General features: G+C 64.8%; 17 protein-coding genes and 1 pseudogene. 8 read left to right on the forward strand and 10 right to left on the reverse strand.

What is annotated here, in order from left to right:
• Position 1: 1 nt before the first annotated feature.
• Complete coding sequence (locus tag B0E50_RS01885; protein ID WP_077439388.1) at positions 2-280, reverse strand: hypothetical protein; 279 nt, start codon at positions 278-280, stop codon at positions 2-4.
• Between the two features lie 58 nt (positions 281-338).
• Positions 339-1,307, reverse strand: a complete 969-nt coding sequence (locus B0E50_RS01890; RefSeq protein ID WP_254427143.1) for an ion channel — start codon at positions 1,305-1,307, stop codon at positions 339-341.
• A 65-nt stretch (positions 1,308-1,372) separates the two neighbouring features.
• Here B0E50_RS01890 and B0E50_RS01895 point away from each other — a divergent pair, with 65 nt between their 5' ends.
• Positions 1,373-1,561 carry a CPXCG motif-containing cysteine-rich protein gene (locus B0E50_RS01895; protein ID WP_077439390.1) on the forward strand — a complete coding sequence of 63 codons (189 nt, stop codon included), beginning with the start codon at positions 1,373-1,375 and terminating at the stop codon, positions 1,559-1,561.
• Between the two features lie 22 nt (positions 1,562-1,583).
• Positions 1,584-2,093, forward strand: a complete 510-nt coding sequence (locus tag B0E50_RS01900) for a putative toxin-antitoxin system toxin component, PIN family (protein WP_254427144.1) — start codon at positions 1,584-1,586, stop codon at positions 2,091-2,093.
• Positions 2,094-2,102: 9 nt separating this feature from the next.
• Here the strand turns inward: B0E50_RS01900 and pncA are convergent, their stop codons facing one another.
• Complete coding sequence (gene pncA / locus B0E50_RS01905; RefSeq protein ID WP_077439391.1) at positions 2,103-2,756, reverse strand: bifunctional nicotinamidase/pyrazinamidase; 654 nt, start codon at positions 2,754-2,756, stop codon at positions 2,103-2,105.
• A gap of 114 nt (positions 2,757-2,870) precedes the next feature.
• On the opposite strand from pncA, the gene B0E50_RS01910 reads away from it, so the two are divergent.
• On the forward strand, positions 2,871-3,254 hold the full coding sequence (locus B0E50_RS01910; protein WP_077439392.1) for a hypothetical protein: 384 nt from the start codon (positions 2,871-2,873) through the stop codon (positions 3,252-3,254).
• Positions 3,255-3,292: 38 nt separating this feature from the next.
• On the opposite strand, the gene B0E50_RS01915 is transcribed toward B0E50_RS01910, so the two are convergent.
• The 5 genes from B0E50_RS01915 to B0E50_RS01935 all read right to left on the reverse strand — a co-directional run bounded on the left by B0E50_RS01915 (position 3,293) and on the right by B0E50_RS01935 (position 8,517).
• Positions 3,293-4,087: an alpha/beta hydrolase-fold protein gene (locus B0E50_RS01915; protein WP_077439393.1), complete on the reverse strand. Its 795-nt coding sequence runs from the start codon at positions 4,085-4,087 to the stop codon at positions 3,293-3,295.
• Between the two features lie 79 nt (positions 4,088-4,166).
• Positions 4,167-5,561: a cardiolipin synthase gene (cls, locus tag B0E50_RS01920; RefSeq protein ID WP_077439394.1), complete on the reverse strand. Its 1,395-nt coding sequence runs from the start codon at positions 5,559-5,561 to the stop codon at positions 4,167-4,169.
• Between the two features lie 19 nt (positions 5,562-5,580).
• Complete coding sequence (locus tag B0E50_RS01925) at positions 5,581-6,948, reverse strand: FAD/NAD(P)-binding protein (RefSeq protein WP_077439395.1); 1,368 nt, start codon at positions 6,946-6,948, stop codon at positions 5,581-5,583.
• A gap of 28 nt (positions 6,949-6,976) precedes the next feature.
• On the reverse strand, positions 6,977-7,555 hold the full coding sequence (locus tag B0E50_RS01930) for a cysteine dioxygenase family protein (protein WP_077439396.1): 579 nt from the start codon (positions 7,553-7,555) through the stop codon (positions 6,977-6,979).
• A 290-nt stretch (positions 7,556-7,845) separates the two neighbouring features.
• Entirely contained in the window at positions 7,846-8,517 is a 672-nt protein-coding gene (locus B0E50_RS01935) for an energy transducer TonB (RefSeq protein WP_077439397.1), read from the reverse strand.
• A gap of 506 nt (positions 8,518-9,023) precedes the next feature.
• Here B0E50_RS01935 and B0E50_RS01940 point away from each other — a divergent pair.
• On the forward strand, positions 9,024-9,692 hold the full coding sequence (locus B0E50_RS01940) for a hemolysin III family protein (protein ID WP_077439398.1): 669 nt from the start codon (positions 9,024-9,026) through the stop codon (positions 9,690-9,692).
• Between the two features lie 104 nt (positions 9,693-9,796).
• Positions 9,797-10,051, forward strand: a complete 255-nt coding sequence (locus B0E50_RS01945) for a hypothetical protein (protein WP_254427157.1) — start codon at positions 9,797-9,799, stop codon at positions 10,049-10,051.
• Between the two features lie 35 nt (positions 10,052-10,086).
• Here the strand turns inward: B0E50_RS01945 and B0E50_RS01950 are convergent.
• Positions 10,087-10,566 (reverse strand): annotated as a pseudogene (locus B0E50_RS01950) (DUF456 domain-containing protein); the annotation flags it as partial.
• 91 nt (positions 10,567-10,657) lie between these two features.
• Positions 10,658-11,434 (reverse strand): ferredoxin--NADP reductase, encoded by a 777-nt coding sequence (locus B0E50_RS01955; RefSeq protein WP_077439542.1) that lies wholly within the window; start codon positions 11,432-11,434, stop codon positions 10,658-10,660.
• A gap of 396 nt (positions 11,435-11,830) precedes the next feature.
• On the opposite strand from B0E50_RS01955, the gene tviB reads away from it, so the two are divergent.
• The 3 genes from tviB to B0E50_RS01970 are packed head-to-tail and all read left to right on the forward strand — an operon-like array spanning position 11,831 to position 14,993.
• Entirely contained in the window at positions 11,831-13,108 is a 1,278-nt protein-coding gene (gene tviB / locus B0E50_RS01960) for a Vi polysaccharide biosynthesis UDP-N-acetylglucosamine C-6 dehydrogenase TviB (RefSeq protein WP_077439543.1), read from the forward strand.
• Positions 13,108-14,160 carry an SDR family oxidoreductase gene (locus B0E50_RS01965; protein WP_077439401.1) on the forward strand — a complete coding sequence of 351 codons (1,053 nt, stop codon included), beginning with the start codon at positions 13,108-13,110 and terminating at the stop codon, positions 14,158-14,160. The genes tviB and B0E50_RS01965 overlap by 1 nt, the downstream gene beginning before the upstream one ends.
• 23 nt (positions 14,161-14,183) lie before the next feature.
• Positions 14,184-14,993 (forward strand): 4'-phosphopantetheinyl transferase superfamily protein, encoded by an 810-nt coding sequence (locus B0E50_RS01970; protein WP_077439402.1) that lies wholly within the window; start codon positions 14,184-14,186, stop codon positions 14,991-14,993.
• Positions 14,994-15,171: the final 178 nt, after the last annotated feature.

The following is a 15,171-nucleotide window of genomic DNA, read 5'->3' on the forward strand; positions in this document are numbered from 1 at the left end:
ATCACTCCGGCGCGTTGGCCGGCTTGTCGTCATCGAAGCCGGTGTAATCCTCGGGGAAGATCGGCGTGCCGTCATCTTCCAGTCCCAGCATGTCGGCCAGTGCCTTGGCAGCGGCGGTCTCGGCGATCGTCTTGTCGCGGAAGCTGCGGTTCTCGCAGATCGCGAAATACATCGGGAAGCCGCTCTTGCGCGGGGTCACCGCGAGGTAGGCGGTATAGCGCGAACCCTCGAGCGTGGCGCCGGAGCGGGCAAGATAATTGTCGAACTCGCGCTCGGCCATCGGTGGTCATCCGCTAGGGGGAAGGCACAGTGTATCGCCTGGCAGGCGTGACGCAGCATCAGCCGGGTGGGGTTTCGTCCGCATCAAGCGGCAGCACTTCGTGAAAAACGCTGTAGTCGATGATGTTGATGCCGGCATCGTCGACGTGAACGAGATCGGTATAACGATGATTCCAGCGCAGGTCCTTATGACTCCAGCGCTGGCGCGCGAGCATGGATTGCGAGGTGGTCTCGTCGATGCCCTCCAGGCTCAGCAGGAAGGCCGATTGGCTGCCTTCCAGGGTCTCCGGAGTTTCGCCGTGGAGCGGGCTGCTCTCGTCGATCACATGCATCAGGCTCCAGCTCAGCATGAAGATCGGATGGCGATCGCGCACCAGTTTCAGGTCGTAGATCTTGCGCAGCTTGAAACCCTCCGGCGAGGTTTCCAGGCGCAGCAAATGCAATTGGGCAGAGGCTTCGGCGATGATGTTCTGCCGGGTGTTGGCAGCGCGGACCATCAAGGTCTGTTTGCCGTCGATCATGCGCACGATCGGATGGTCGGTGAAGATGATTTTCGCGCGAGGGCGCGAAAAGCGCGAAAAGATCAGTCCGGTGACCACGGCGATGCACGCCATGCCGGTGAAGATTTCCACCGTGGCCACGATATGCGCGTAGACGGTTTGCGGATGCATGTCGCCGTAGCCGACCGTGGCCAGGGTCTCCACGCTGAAGAAGAATGCGCCGGCGAACCCATGCGGATACTGGTTCGCGATGGGTTGCGTGCCGAGCTGGTAGATCCCGGCGAAGAAGGTGTTGAGCAGCAGGAAGGCCGCAGCAGCCAGGCCGAAGAACACCGGCCAGCTCACGGTGAGCGCGCGATGGTAGATGTCATCCCAGACGCGTCGCGACAGGCCCTGGCTGACGAACGGTCGCCCGGCGATGTCGATGATCCGTGGTTGATTCAGGAAGTGCAGCATCTGCCTGGAGTTTTTCGCATGGATGGATGCCGCCCGGGTTGGGCGGCGGCGCGGATCGATTGTAGCGCGCACGGCGCCGTCATCCGGGGCCGTCGGTCTGTGGCAAGCTGCGTTACCCCTGTTCCGGTAATGCACCCATGCTTGCGCCCTTCGATATCGCCTGTCCGTATTGCGGCGAAACCATCGAGATCCTGGTCGATGCCTCGGCGGGCGATCAGCTTTACATCGAGGACTGCCAGGTCTGCTGCCGGCCGATCACCCTGAGCATCCGGATCGATGCGGATGGCGAGGCGCAGTTGAGTGCGACATCCGAGAATGATGCCTGATGGAAGCGGCGGCATTCATGCGATGGCCCTGTCCGGTGCTGCGGCGATGACCCGCAATGCCCTGCCTGTGCCGCGCATCGTGCTGGATACCAACGTATGCCTGGATCTGTTCGTGTTCCGCGACCCGCTGTGTTCGCACCTGCTGGCGGCGCTGGAACGCGGCGCGGTGCAGGCGGTGACGCGTGACGATTGCCGCGAGGAATGGCAGCGGGTGCTGCACTACCCTCAATTGCCTATCGATGACCAGCAACGGCCAGCCTTCAACGCGGCTTTCGATGCACTGATCCAGCTGCTGCCGCCCGAGGCGGCAACGGCGGGCGAGGATACTGTGTTGCCACGTTGCGGCGATCCGGATGACCAGAAGTTTCTGGAGCTGGCGCTGGCCTCGGGAGCCTGCTGGCTGCTCAGCAAGGACAGGGAGCTGCTGAAGCTGGACCAGCGCACCCGCAGCGCCGGGCTGTTCGCGATCCGGTTGCCGCAGCTGTGGTCGATTGCCGACGTGCGCCTGCACGCAGTACCGAAGTTGGGATGAGCAGCGGTTTCAGGCGCGCCGCAATTCACTTGCCGCAGCGATCGCGATGCCCTGCGTCAGCAGGGTGGCGCGGGTGGTCGCGTCCGTGTCCGGCGTCACCGGGCGGCTGAGATCCCACAGCAGGCTGGCGCGGAAGCCGAGTTCCAGTGCGTCCTGCGCCGTCCACAGGACGCAGACATCGCGTGCCAGGCCACACACGAATACCTCCTCGACATCGCGTTCGCGCAGCCACCCAGCCAGGCCGGTAGGTGGCCGTTGGCCGGCCGGACCATGGTTCTCTCGGAAGCCGCTGTAGGAATCCACACCGGGGTCGCTGCCTTTGCGGATCACTGCGTCGAGGGCCGACCAGTCGATCGCCGGATGCAGTTCGGCGCCGCGCGTACCCTGCACGCAGTGATCCGGCCACAGCATCTGCAGCTGGCCGTACAGATCGATCTGTTCGAACGGTGAACGGCCTGGATGCGAGCTGGCGAACGAGACATGTCCGCGCGGGTGCCAGTCCTGGGTGGCCACGACATGGCGGAACACACGCGAGCGCAGCATTTCGCCGATGCCCGGCACGATCGCATCGCCTTGGTGGCAGGCCAGTGCGCCGCCGGGCATGAAATCGGGCTGCACGTCGACAACGATCAGGGCGGCGTGGGGCGAAACGGGATGGCTCATGCCGGGAGTTCAGCGCGAAGATGATGCCAGAGTCTAGCGCGCCCCTGTCGTCGGCTGCTGGACGCGCTACTGCAGGCATAATGCATGGCAATCACAGAGGGAAACCACAGAGCCATGCATTACAACCAGGACTGGATGGGCTACGGCTTCATCGGTGGCATCGAGGCCGGTGCGATCTCCGCATTGGCAGGGTTGTTGCTGTTCGTCGTGTTCCACTGGGTCGGGCGTCGCCATGGCTGGAGTTACGCCCCGCAGATCGGCTGGTCGTTCCTGCTGGCCACGATAGTCACGGCCGGTGGCGACCTCTCGGACCTGATCTATTTCAACTACGCGCCACTGCAGTCGCTGCCACTGCTCAAGGCGAAGCTGGCGCTGGTGCACGATCCGGACAACATCGGCCTGCGCGTGATGTCCGAATTGATTGGCGTGGGGCTGGGCATCTATGCGGGCTGGGTGCTGTGCAGCCGCAACGGGCGCTCCGCCAATCGCGATAAATAGGCAGGGCGAAAATCATCGCAGGCTTGGCTGGCATAGCCTCAGCGCCGCGCGCGTGCCTGCGCTAGCCGATGCGAGAACATCCACGGCCACAGTTCGCTTGTGGCATAAGCCATCGGCCAGGAGCCGTGCCCCACACCGGGGAACTCGGTGTAACGGACATCATCCCCAAGCGCCTGCAGCGCCGCGTGCATGCGGTGTGATTCTGCCGGGGGCACCACGTCGTCGATGGCGCCGTTGAAGATCCATACCGGCAGCTTGCCGATGTGGGCGGCGACCCAGGCATACGGGTCGCTGACGTTGGCTGGGATGCCTTCGATGTGCAACGGGTCACCGTCGTCGGGATGGCCGATGCCGCCGCAGATGATCGCGGCGGCGGCGAACATGCCGGGGTGGTCCAGCGCGATCTGCCATGCGCCGTAGCCACCCATCGACAGGCCGGTGAGGTAAAGCCGCTCACGATCGCCGTGGTAAGCCTTGATGCTGTCGTCCAGCGCCTTGAGTGCCATCTGTTCGGTATCGCCATTCCAGCCGCTGGCATCGGGTGCCTGCGGGATCACGACCACGGCGCGGAAATCCTTGCCCTGCTGCTTGAGCCATGGCGGCAGGCCCTGGCTGAGCTGGCTGCGGTTGTCGTTGCCGCTTTCACCGCTGCCATGCAGGAACAGCACCACCGGCCAGGTCTGTTTGGTCGTCCAGCCATCCGGCACGAACACCTGGTAGCGGTAGGTCTTGCCATGCAGGTCGAGCGAGCGCTCGACGAACGGCGCCGATGCAGTGGCATGGCAGACCGCACTGGCGATCATCAGGCAGAGCAGCAGGATCAGGCGACGCATGTTGGGGTTCCTTGGCAGGTGTTTCAGTTCATCATGCTTCGCTTCGCGATGACGCGCTCGGCATGCCGGGTGCCGCCAGTTACAGTAGCGGATCAAACAACCGTGCCACGTGCATCGCCACCCGGCGCAGGTACGGTGCATCCAGGTATTCGCGTTCGTCGATGGCACGGGCACGGCTGAAGTCGGTACTCAGCATGGTTTCCACTTCGCCGGCAAACGCACGATCGACGACCAGCGCACTGACCTCGAAATTGAGCCGGAAGGATCGACTGTCAAGGTTCATGCTGCCGATCGCCGCGCTGTCGTGATCGATCAGCAATGCTTTCTGGTGCAGGAAACCGGGCTGGTAGCGAAACATGCGGATGCCGGTGCGCACGGCGTGGTAGGCGTGCAGGGTGGACGCGAGGAACACGGTCCGGTGATCCGGACGGGCCGGAATCAGCACGCGCACGTCGACCCCGCGCAGCACCGCCAGTTGCAGCGCTGCGCGTACCGAATGGTCCGGCACGAAGTACGGCGTGCTCAGCCACAGCCGTTCGCGCGCGGCATTGATTGCCGTGGTGAAGAACAACGAGCCGGTTTCCAGCTCGTCGGCCGGTCCGCTGGCCACCACCAGTGCGCTGGCGTCGCCATGACCAGGCAGCGGCGGCAGCATCGGTGGCAGGCTGCCGGTGATCCACCGCCAGTCCTCGGCAAAGTGTCGCTGCAGCTCGGCCACCGCCGGTCCGCGCAATTCCAGCTGGGTGTCCCGCCATGGGGCCAGTGGCGGTTTCAGGCCCAGATATTCATCGCCCACGTTGAGGCCGCCGACAAAGGCGCAGGTGCCGTCGACCACCACGATCTTGCGGTGGTTGCGGAAGTTCAGCTGGAAACGGTTTCGCCAGCGGTGGGTGGCGAACGGGTGGATAGCCACGCCGCCAGCGCGCAGGGTATCGACGTAGTGCTGCGGCAGGTCATGGCTGCCGACGCCGTCGTACAGCACGCATACGCGCACGCCGGCGGCAGCGCGTTGCAGCAGCACTTGCTGCAGGCGCCGGCCGAGGCCGTCGTCGTGGATGATGAAGAACTGCACCAGCAGGCAGCTTTCGGCCCCAGCCATCGCCGAAAGCATGGTATCGAATGCCGCGTCGCCATCGATCAGCAGGCGCAGTTGGTGACCACCACGAAACGGTTGTCCCTGCAGGGCGCTGACCGCGGCGAAACGGGTACAACCCGGGTCGATGGCGGCATGTCCGTCGGTGCTGGCCGGCGACAGTGGCGCCGGTCGCCGCCTGCGCCCTGTGCGATAGCCCAGGAAGCGGCTGGAGCCGAGGTACAGGTAAGGCAGCAGGGTGAGATACGGCAGCAACAAGAGGCCGAGTGCCCAGCCGATCGCACCCTGCGGGGTGCGTGTGTACATCACGGCATGCATGGCCGCGAAAACCCCCAGCAGGTGCAGCAGCAGGATCCCGGCGGTGAGCATGCTGAGGGTCATGGCAGGCTGTGCAGGTTGGCTAGTCGCCCAGCAAGCGATCGGCGAGGTTGCGGGCCTGCTGGCGGATCTCCGGCATGGCAGTGGACTCCCACAGCGTACCGCGCAACAGGCTGCCGATGGCAAACAGGTTCGGCCAGCTGCTGTCTCCATGGCGCAAGTGGCCCGTGGCATCGGCTTGTGCGCCGAGACCCAGCGGATCTGCCGTGATGTGCGCGTTGGTCTGCAGCTGCTGCACCAATCGATGCCGGGTACGGCGCACATCGGTGTCCAGGCCGACGGTCTGAATCACCAGGTCGGCACCTAGCGTGCGCGTCTCGCCCGCGTGCACCAGGGTCAGCTGCAAGGCCTCGTTGACCAGCTCTACCGATTGCACGCGGCCGCATTGACGCTGCAGCTGGCCGGATCGTTCCAGCGCCGTGATCGAATCGAGTACCTGTGGCGGCATGCGGTGCCTGACGCGTTCCCAGGCCCAGCGGGCATGGCGCAAGAAGCGCGCGCGCTGTTCCAGCGGCAGTTCCTGCCACAGGCTGGTGGTATGCGGCCGCAGGCTGTCGATGACCGGGCGCCAGTCCGTCTCCTGCGAGCAGGCTTCGCGCAGCAGGTGCAGCCAGCGGTGAATCTCCGGCGCGTCATGCATCGAGGCGATCAGTTCGGCGCTGTCATCGGCGGGCGCGGCGGCCTTGTGCAAATGCGCCTCGGGCAGGAGCCCGTGGCGGGAAACTGCGACGAATTCGGTCTGCGGCCATTGCGCAGCGAGCTCCAGCAACACATCGACCGCGGTCAGTCCGAGGCCGATCACCGCTACCTTGCGCGGTGGCGGATGCAGGTCGGCAGCACCGGCCAGCAGTTGCCACGGATCCATCACATAACGAGCGCTTTCGATGGCCGCAGAGCTCACACCGGGCAGCGGCTGCGGCGGCAAGGCGCCGAGTGCCAGCACGGCGGCATCGGCGCGATGACTTTCCTCGCCATGGATCAGGGTGACGCCGTCGTTCTCGGGTACCAGGGCATCGATCGCGAACGGAATGACGTTGACATCGTGCCCGTGGGCCTTGCCGTGTTCCAACGCACGAGCCACCTCCGCCTCCAGATAGTCGCCATAGCGTCGGCGCGGCAGGAAATCGGTACCGGCAATGGCCGGATCGTCGCGCTGCACGAAGTCCAGGAAGCCACGCGGCTTGCCGGTAAACATGCTCATCGATGCCGCGCGCACGTTCAGCAGGTGGCGGTCCGAGGTGGTGCCATAGGCCACGCCGCGCGCAGGTGCGGCAGCAGCCCCGGTATACCAGTCAAGATGCAGCGGCTGCGCCGGCTGACGCTCCAGCAGTTCGCCGAGCAAAGTAGCTGCCGCGGCACCGCCGCCGATGATGGCGACCCGTCGAAACATGGAATTCCCTGTGTGTGGTGTCGTACGGTCAGCCGCGCAGGCGGCCGGCAATGCTGCTGCGCTGCGGCTGCGCGATCCAGTTGCCGGATGGACCGGTCTGCTCGTAGGCGAAGAATTGCGCAAGATCACCACCGTACACATGCAGCGTAAGCGCGGTGTCGTGCTGTGACAGGTTGCGGCAGCGGTGGACGTGGGTGTCACTCCCCTCGAACCAGGTGCCGTCGCCCGGGCCGAGCCAGTCGCGGCCCAGCATGCGCAGATCGCCTGAGGCTGGATCGCGCGAGTAGGACTGCACTTCCAGCGCTCCGGCAAGGGCCACTTCCAGACCCCACAGGCCGGCATGGTCGTGTACCGGGGTGAGATGATTCGGTGGCCACGCCATCACCAGCACGCTGAGCGCCGGTTTGCTGCGCTCGGCCAGCAACCAGCGTTCAAAGCCGCGCTGGCGCGCCCGCAAAGGAGCCAGGCGGTTGGCCAGTACTGCGGCATTCTGATGCACCACGCGGCCGAGCTCGCGCGCCATTAAGGCCAGATCCGGTTGCTCGTTGCTGCCGTACTCGAGCGCGATGTTGCGCAGGGTTTTCAGGGTGCGGCTGTGCTTGCCCATGCATGAAACTCGACAGGGTGTGGCGATCAGTGGAGCATGGCTATCGTTAAAGACGTGTAAGCCGGCGACGGCTTCATGCCATGACTTTTGCACCATGCATCAGGCACGCGAAGTGTCCATGCTGGACCCGTGCCGGTGGCCTGACCCACTTTCATGGTGGTGGTTCAGGCGACCGTGCAACAACCGGCGGTGTGGCGTGACAGGAACACCGCCATGCGGGTTCGGGTTTGTGGTTGCCGTGGAAGGGCCCGGTCGGGCATGCGTTGCCGGCCGGGCCTTCCACTTTGCGCCTATTGCCCCTGCAGGGCGAAGCTCACCGGGACCCGGGCCCAAGCACGAACGGCCTGCCCGTTCACTATCGCCGGATGGAAACGCCAGCTGGCCAATACCTGCTCTCGCGCACTGCGATCAAGCAGGGCATAGCCGCTGCCGTGTTCCACCTGCACATCCACCGGTTTGCCGGTCTCGTCCACCAGTACGCGCAACAGCACGGTGCCTTGCATGTGCTGGCGCAATGCCTGGACCGGGAACTGCAGTGGCGCCGAGCGGTAGGCCAGGCTGGCTTCAGCCGATGGTTCGGTTGCCGCTCCCGTGCCGGGCATGCTGCGGGTAGGTGCCAGCGTGGGTGCCGTGACCGGCGGTGCGGCAACGTCTCCGTCCGTGCTTGGTATCACCACGGGATGTGCAACTATCGGTAGCGGCGGGAGATGAGTCTGCGGCACGACCCGTGGTTTTGGCAGTGACTTCAGTTCCACCGGTGGCGGTAGCTTCGCGGGCGGGTCGATGAAACGGACCTGTTGCACGGGAGCCAGCGGGTGGGTCACGGAGAGTTGTACCGGTGCCAGCGGCCGCGTGGCGACCATGATGACGGCAAGGTTGAGTGCGATTGCTGCACTGAGGGCGGCAATGCGTGCACTGTCGGGCCGTGGGCGATGAGCAACAGCCAGGCTTGCGGACGACATGAGCGACCTCCTGACGGCAGTTTGGGTTGTTGCGTCCGTCACGCTGCGCACAGGCAGGGGGATCGTGCGTCCGCGATGACAGCGTATGCCTGTTTTCGGCTATTGTGCAAGTGGACGGCTGGACGTCCAAACAAGGATGGTGTCAAGTGCAACGATCGTGTCGAAGTGAGCGCGTCGGGATTGCCGATCAGAAAAAAATGCCCCGCAGGGGAGCGAGGCAGAACGCGGATGAAGGGGGGATTAGATGCATCCGCATCGTCAGCTTCATTCCGAGTGCATGGGTTGGGTGTGGAATTGAAGTGAAGGAAATTTTCACGCAGAACCGTGCCCAGTGACTGCGCAGGCCTCCAACAATCTGCTTTCGGCACCAGGTCGATACGACGGGAGCGCGGACTGATGAATCTGGTCAAATGGGCAGATGTGACCATGCACCACGGTATGCAATCGTGGAGGCGACGGGTAAGGTAGGGTGCTGCACGGCACCATTCCCCTGTCAGGAGCCACCCATGTCTGCCACATCCGGCGCGGCCATCCCGCGTTACAGCTACGGCGACGAACTGGCCAGCAGCGTCATCCACGGTATCGGCATCGTGCTCAGCATCGCCGGGCTGGCCACGCTGGTGGCGTTTGCGGCACTCCATGGCGACGCGCTCGCGGTGGTCGCCTGCGCCGTATTCGGTACCTCGCTGGTGCTGCTGTACACCGCATCCACGCTGTACCACTCGATTTCCGTGGCGAAGGCCAAGCCGGCGCTGCGCGTGCTCGACCATGTCGCGATCTATCTGCTGATCGCCGGCACCTATACCCCGTTCACCCTGATCGCACTTCCCGGTGCCTGGGGTCTGAGCCTGTTCGCCGCGATATGGGCGCTGGCACTGGCCGGTATCGCGCTGGAGCTTGGCTTGTTCAGGCGTTACCACAAGCTGGCCGTGCTGCTGTACGTGGGTATGGGCTGGATCGGCATGATCGCGTTCAGGCCGCTCAGTGCGCACCTGCAGACCGGCGGCATGCTGCTGCTGATCGGTGGCGGCGTGGCCTACACGCTGGGCGTGCCGTTCTATCTGTGGCGGCGCCTGCCGTACCACCACGCGCTGTGGCACGTGTTCGTGCTGGCCGGTAGCGTGCTGCATTTCCTTGCCGTGCTGCTGTACGTGATACCCGACGCGGCGGCCTGAGCGTGTTGGCCGAGCTGGATGCGATGCGTCGCGATCTCGAGGATGCGGCTGTACATCTGGGCCGGCCGCACGACCTGCGCTTCAAGCCGATGTTCGGAGGCCTGATGGCGTACCTGGATGAAAAGCCCTGCGCCTGGCTGACGGCTGGCGGACTGGCCCTGAAGCTGGCGGCGGCGGACCAGCCGGCGCTGCTGCGGCTCGAGGGAGCCTCCCGCCTGATCGCGAAGCCCGGCGCGGCGCCTAGCCGGCATTACATCGTGCTGCCGGCATCGCTGCGCCACGACACGGCAAGCCTGGCCACATGGCTGGCAAGGAGCGCGGCTGGCGCTGTCGGCAACGTGCGCAGGTCACGCCGTTGAGCTGATACGTCGGTCCTGCGGTGGCTGTCGGTACCACCGAGCAACATGGCCACGGCGAACAGGCCGACCATGACGAACGAGAGCACCAGCTTCACCAAGGTGCCGAACAGCAGCCCGAGCCAGGTGCCGATGCCGACATGCGCGGAGCGCAGCACGCTGGTGCCGGAGGCGAGTTCGCCTGCGAGCGCACCGAGGAACGGCCCGAACAGCAGGCCCGGAATACCGAAGAACATGCCGACCAGGGTGCCCAGGCTGGCGCCCCACAGCGCCCGCTTGCTGGCGCCGACGCGCTTGGCGCCGAGCGTGCTGGCGATGAAATCGACGATCACCCCGATGGCGCCCAGCGTGCCGATGATCAACAGCCACCACAGGCCGAGGTGGCGATAGTCATCCACCGCGGCGACCAGCCAGATGCCGCCGAAGATCATCGGGATGCCAGGCAAGGACGGCAGCACGGAACCGGCCAGTCCACCGACGATCAGCAGGGCAGCGAGCGCGTACAGGGCGATATCCATCAACGGGATCCTTGCCGCCGTGGCGGCGTGGCCATGGTGGACAGCATTTCAGGAGTTCGCGGACTGCGCCAGTCCACCGGTGCCGCATCGCTCATTTCTCGACGAAGGCCCGCTCGATCACGTAGTCGCCCGGCTCGCGCGTGCGCGGCGAGGCATGGAAGCCGCGACCGTCGAGCAGAGCGCACAGGTCGTCTAGCATCACCGGGCTGCCGCACAGCATCACGCGGTCGGTTCCGGGGTTCAGTGGAGGCAGGCCGGTGACCTCGCTCATCACGCCGTCGGCGATCGCGTCGGTAATGCGGCCACGGTTGCGGAACGGCTCGCGCGTCACCGTGGGGTAGTAGATCAGCTTCTCGCGTACCAGCTCGCCGAGGTATTCGTGTTGCGGCAGCACGTGTTCCAGATAGTCCGCGTAGGCGAGGTCGTTGATTTGGCGCACGCCATGGGCGAGCACGATCCGGTCGAAGCGCTCGTAGGTTTCCGGGTCGCGAATGATGCTCAGGAATGGTGCCAGTCCGGTGCCGGTGCCGAGCAGATACAGATGCCTGCCGGGTTTCAGGTCGTTGAGCACCAGGGTACCGGTGGGCTTGCGCGTGACGATCAGCGGGTCGCCCGGTTTCAGATGCTGCAGGCGCGAGGTAAGCGGGCCGTCGGCGACCTTGATCGAGAAGAACTCCAGGTGTTCCTCCCAGCTGGCGCTGGCGATCGAGTACGCGCGCATCAGCGGGCGTCCGTCCGTTTCCAGTCCGATCATCACGAACTGGCCGCTGTCGAAGCGGAAGCCGGGATCGCGCGTGGTGCGGAAGCTGAAGAGCGTGTCGTTCCAGTGCTGCACGTCGATGACGTGCTCGGTTGCCATGGCCACCATGTCGGGTTGTCTCGTGTTGTTGCTGTTGCAGGGGATGATGTGCGGCCATGCACGGGTGCGGGAGGCGGGATTCGCGCAAGGATGGGGAGTCCGCGACGCCTGATTCGTGCCGTGATTGATGATGAGTGCGGTGGCCGTGGCAAAGGGTACGCGATTCGGCATGGTTGCGCCCGTGTCGGCAGTCAGTGCCGGGGCATGACTTCTTTTTTGCTGCCGCGCAGCCTGCACCTGGCGTAATGGCAATCGGCCGGCTGGCTACTTCGATATTCGGCCGGGTCGGTGTCATCATGGCGGCTCGGCGCGCCGGGTTCGCGCTGAGGGCGCAAGCCATCGGAGCGGGAAGCTACGTGTTCGCCCCGATTTTTCCGAATTGAAAATCCATCAGGGATGTTTCGCATGCGGAATCTGGAAAGCACCAAGATCGCCATTGTCGGCCTGGGCTATGTCGGCCTGCCGCTGGCGGTGGAGTTCGGCAAGCATTACGACACGGTCGGTTTCGACATCAATGCGGCGCGTATCGACGAGTTGCGCGGTGGCCGCGACAACACGCTGGAAGTGGATGCCGGTGAACTGGCCATGGCAATGCGCCTGCGCTTCAGCGCCAGTCTCGACGACCTGCGCGGTTGCAACGTTTACATCGTCACGGTGCCGACGCCGATCGATGCCGCCAAGCGACCGGACCTGACCCCGCTGATCAAGGCCAGCGAAACCCTCGGCAAGGTACTCAAGCCGGGCGACACGGTGGTGTACGAATCCACGGTGTATCCGGGCTGTACCGAGGAGGTGTGCGTGCCGATCCTCGAAAAGGTTTCCGGGCTGACCTATAACCGCGATTTTTTTGCCGGCTACAGCCCCGAGCGCATCAATCCGGGCGACAAGCAGCATCGCGTCACCACCATTCTCAAGGTGACTTCCGGCTCCACGCCCGAGGTGGCGGATTTCGTCGATCGCCTGTACGGCAGCATCATCACGGCCGGCACGCACAGGGCCAGCTGTATCAAGGTGGCCGAAGCAGCCAAGGTGATCGAGAACACCCAGCGCGATCTCAATATTGCCCTGGTCAACGATCTGGCGATCCTGTTCAACAAGCTGGGCATCGACACGCTGGAAGTGCTGCAGGCGGCCGGTACCAAGTGGAACTTCCTGCCGTTCCGACCCGGCCTGGTCGGCGGCCACTGCATCAGCGTCGATCCGTACTACCTGACCCACAAGGCGCAGGAAGTCGGTCACCACCCGGATGTGATCCTGGCCGGCCGCCGCACCAACGACGGCATGGGCCCGTACATCGCCAACGAGGTGATCCGGCTGATGGTCTGCAAGGGCATCAACCCGGTGCACGCACGCATCCTGCTGCTGGGCCTGGCGTTCAAGGAGAACTGTCCGGACCTGCGCAATACGCGGGTGGTCGATATCGTGCAGGCGCTGCACGGCTATGGCACCGAAGTCGACGTCCACGATCCGTGGGTGAATGCGGCCGAGGCCGAGCATGAGTATGGCATCCGTCCGCTGGCACAACCGCAGGCAGGCAGTTACGACGCGGTGATCATCGCGGTCGGCCACCGGCAGTTCGTCGCGATGGGTGTCGACGGCATCCGTGCCTTCGGCAAGCCGGCGGCGGTCATCTACGACGTGAAATATGTGCTGCCGCGCGATGCGGTGGACGGGAGGCTGTGATGGTCGTTGCCGAAGTCGTGTTGCCGCCGGCGCTGCAGGCGCGCGTGCAGAATGAGTCGGTACCGTGGCTGGTCACCGGTGCGGCGGGGTTCATCGGCTCCAACCTGGTGGAGACCCTGCTGAGGCTGGGCCAACAGGTTGTCGGGCTGGACAATTTTGCCACCGGCTATCAGCGCAATCTCGACGAGGTGCAGCAACTTGTCGGTGCGCAGGCGTGGTCGCGGTTCCGCTTCATCAAGGGCGACATCCGCAGCATCGAGGATTGCCGCGCGGCCTGTGCAGGGACGGGTCACGTGCTGCATCAGGCCGCGCTGGGTTCGGTTCCGCGTTCGATCGAGGATCCGCTGGCCACGCACGCGGCCAACGCCACCGGGTTCCTCAACATGCTGGTGGCCGCACGCGATGCGGGCGTGGCCAGTTTCACCTATGCCGCGTCCAGTTCCACCTATGGCGATGAGCCTACCTTGCCGAAGGTCGAGGACAGGATCGGCCGATCGCTGTCGCCTTACGCGGCGACCAAGCTGCTCAATGAAATCTATGCCGAGGTATTTGCACGTTGCTATGGCTTCAAGGCCATCGGCCTGCGTTACTTCAACGTGTTCGGCCGTCGCCAGGATCCGGACGGCGCCTATGCGGCGGTCATTCCGCAATGGATCGCGACGATGATCCGCGGCGAAGACGTGTTCATCAACGGTGATGGAGAGACTACCCGCGATTTCTGTTTCGTCGCCAACGCGGTGCAGGCGAACCTGCTCGCTGCGTTGTCGGCCGACGAGCATCGTGACCTGGTCTACAACGTGGCCGTGGGCCAGCGCACCAGCCTGAACGAGCTGTTCGACGCGCTCGTCGCGCAACTGGTGGAGGAAGGCCGGCATTACGCGCGCAAGCCGGTCTATCGCGATTTCCGCGCGGGCGATGTGCGCCACTCGCTGGCCGATATCGGCCGCGCCAGTTCCCGGCTGGGTTACGTGCCCACGCATACGCTGCCGGCGGGCTTGCGCGAAGCGATGCCTTGGTATCTGGATTTCATCGCGCGGCACGATCACGCATAGGCCGGCGCAAACCCGGTGGTCCGATGAGCAGCAACGACATCGCGATGGATGACTTCGCGCGTGCAGTGCGAGGGATCCTGCTGCGTGCCGGCTTTGCTCCCCCCGGCATCAACGAGGCCTGTGTGCTGGTGTTCGACAGTTCCTCGCTGGCGACCCACGCGGCAGCGGCGGAACGCGTGCTCGATGCTGGTGAGCGTGATCGTGCAGCGCGCTTCCATTTCGAGCGCGACCGCACGGTCTACCTACTGGCGCATGCATTGTGGCGCATGGTGCTGGGCATCTGCCTGGATGTGGATGCGACTGCCGTGCCGCTGGTCCGGATGCCGTCGGGTCAGCCGCAACTGCCGGGCACGCCGCTCGCCACCAGTCTCAGCCACAGCGGCAACTGGGTGGCGCTTGCCGTCGGCCATGCCGTCACTGTTGGCGTCGATATCGAACGCTCGCCGGCGCGGATTGCGCTGGCCGACCTGCTGACGACGATCTGCACGCCGGCCGAAGCGGCGGATATGCGCGAGCTGCCCGTAGCTGCGCGTGAAGCGGCCCTGCTGGCGCTATGGACACGCAAGGAAGCATTGCTCAAGGCATTCGGCACGGGGCTGCTTGAGCCTCCCTCGACACTGCCTGCGGCAGTGTCCACGTCAGTGAAGGCGCCACCGGGTTCTGCATATCCGCCATGCCGTGTGTGCGATCTGAGCCTGCCCGCGGAAGTGGTCGGGGCAGTCGCGGTGCCAGTCGCCATAGGCCTATGCCATTTGTACATGTCGGCCGGTACGGGGGCACGAATCATGCTTGCCGTGGGTGCGGGCACGGATGGGGCGCCCTCTAGCCCTTGATTATCCTGATTCGGCACAAGACGTGCATGTCTGTGCGAGGGCATGCCGCGCGCCCTTCGGGCCAAGGCATCCACGATAAGGCGTAGACGTTCTGGATGCATGGACACTGTGTCGGAGCGGGGGATAACCTCACGGCTCGGCTACATGGGGGCGTGCACGATTTGACTGCGTAAGAACG

The sequence above is a fragment of the Rhodanobacter sp. C01 genome (genome assembly GCF_002001045.1).
Taxonomy (GTDB): Bacteria; Pseudomonadota; Gammaproteobacteria; order Xanthomonadales; family Rhodanobacteraceae; genus Rhodanobacter.

What these genes read in the sequence shown, in the direction of transcription:
- B0E50_RS01885 (WP_077439388.1), bottom strand. Translation starts at nt 280, where the DNA reads ATGGCCGAGCGCGAGTTCGACAATTATCTTGCCCGCTCCGGCGCCACG.
- B0E50_RS01895 (WP_077439390.1), top strand. Translation starts at nt 1,373, where the DNA reads ATGCTTGCGCCCTTCGATATCGCCTGTCCGTATTGCGGCGAAACCATC.
- B0E50_RS01900 (WP_254427144.1), top strand. Translation starts at nt 1,584, where the DNA reads ATGGCCCTGTCCGGTGCTGCGGCGATGACCCGCAATGCCCTGCCTGTG.
- pncA (WP_077439391.1), bottom strand. Translation starts at nt 2,756, where the DNA reads ATGAGCCATCCCGTTTCGCCCCACGCCGCCCTGATCGTTGTCGACGTG.
- B0E50_RS01910 (WP_077439392.1), top strand. Translation starts at nt 2,871, where the DNA reads ATGCATTACAACCAGGACTGGATGGGCTACGGCTTCATCGGTGGCATC.
- B0E50_RS01915 (WP_077439393.1), bottom strand. Translation starts at nt 4,087, where the DNA reads ATGCGTCGCCTGATCCTGCTGCTCTGCCTGATGATCGCCAGTGCGGTC.
- cls (WP_077439394.1), bottom strand. Translation starts at nt 5,561, where the DNA reads ATGACCCTCAGCATGCTCACCGCCGGGATCCTGCTGCTGCACCTGCTG.
- B0E50_RS01925 (WP_077439395.1), bottom strand. Translation starts at nt 6,948, where the DNA reads ATGTTTCGACGGGTCGCCATCATCGGCGGCGGTGCCGCGGCAGCTACT.
- B0E50_RS01930 (WP_077439396.1), bottom strand. Translation starts at nt 7,555, where the DNA reads ATGGGCAAGCACAGCCGCACCCTGAAAACCCTGCGCAACATCGCGCTC.
- B0E50_RS01935 (WP_077439397.1), bottom strand. Translation starts at nt 8,517, where the DNA reads ATGTCGTCCGCAAGCCTGGCTGTTGCTCATCGCCCACGGCCCGACAGT.
- B0E50_RS01940 (WP_077439398.1), top strand. Translation starts at nt 9,024, where the DNA reads ATGTCTGCCACATCCGGCGCGGCCATCCCGCGTTACAGCTACGGCGAC.
- B0E50_RS01945 (WP_254427157.1), top strand. Translation starts at nt 9,797, where the DNA reads ATGGCGTACCTGGATGAAAAGCCCTGCGCCTGGCTGACGGCTGGCGGA.
- B0E50_RS01955 (WP_077439542.1), bottom strand. Translation starts at nt 11,434, where the DNA reads ATGGTGGCCATGGCAACCGAGCACGTCATCGACGTGCAGCACTGGAAC.
- tviB (WP_077439543.1), top strand. Translation starts at nt 11,831, where the DNA reads ATGCGGAATCTGGAAAGCACCAAGATCGCCATTGTCGGCCTGGGCTAT.
- B0E50_RS01965 (WP_077439401.1), top strand. Translation starts at nt 13,108, where the DNA reads ATGGTCGTTGCCGAAGTCGTGTTGCCGCCGGCGCTGCAGGCGCGCGTG.
- B0E50_RS01970 (WP_077439402.1), top strand. Translation starts at nt 14,184, where the DNA reads ATGAGCAGCAACGACATCGCGATGGATGACTTCGCGCGTGCAGTGCGA.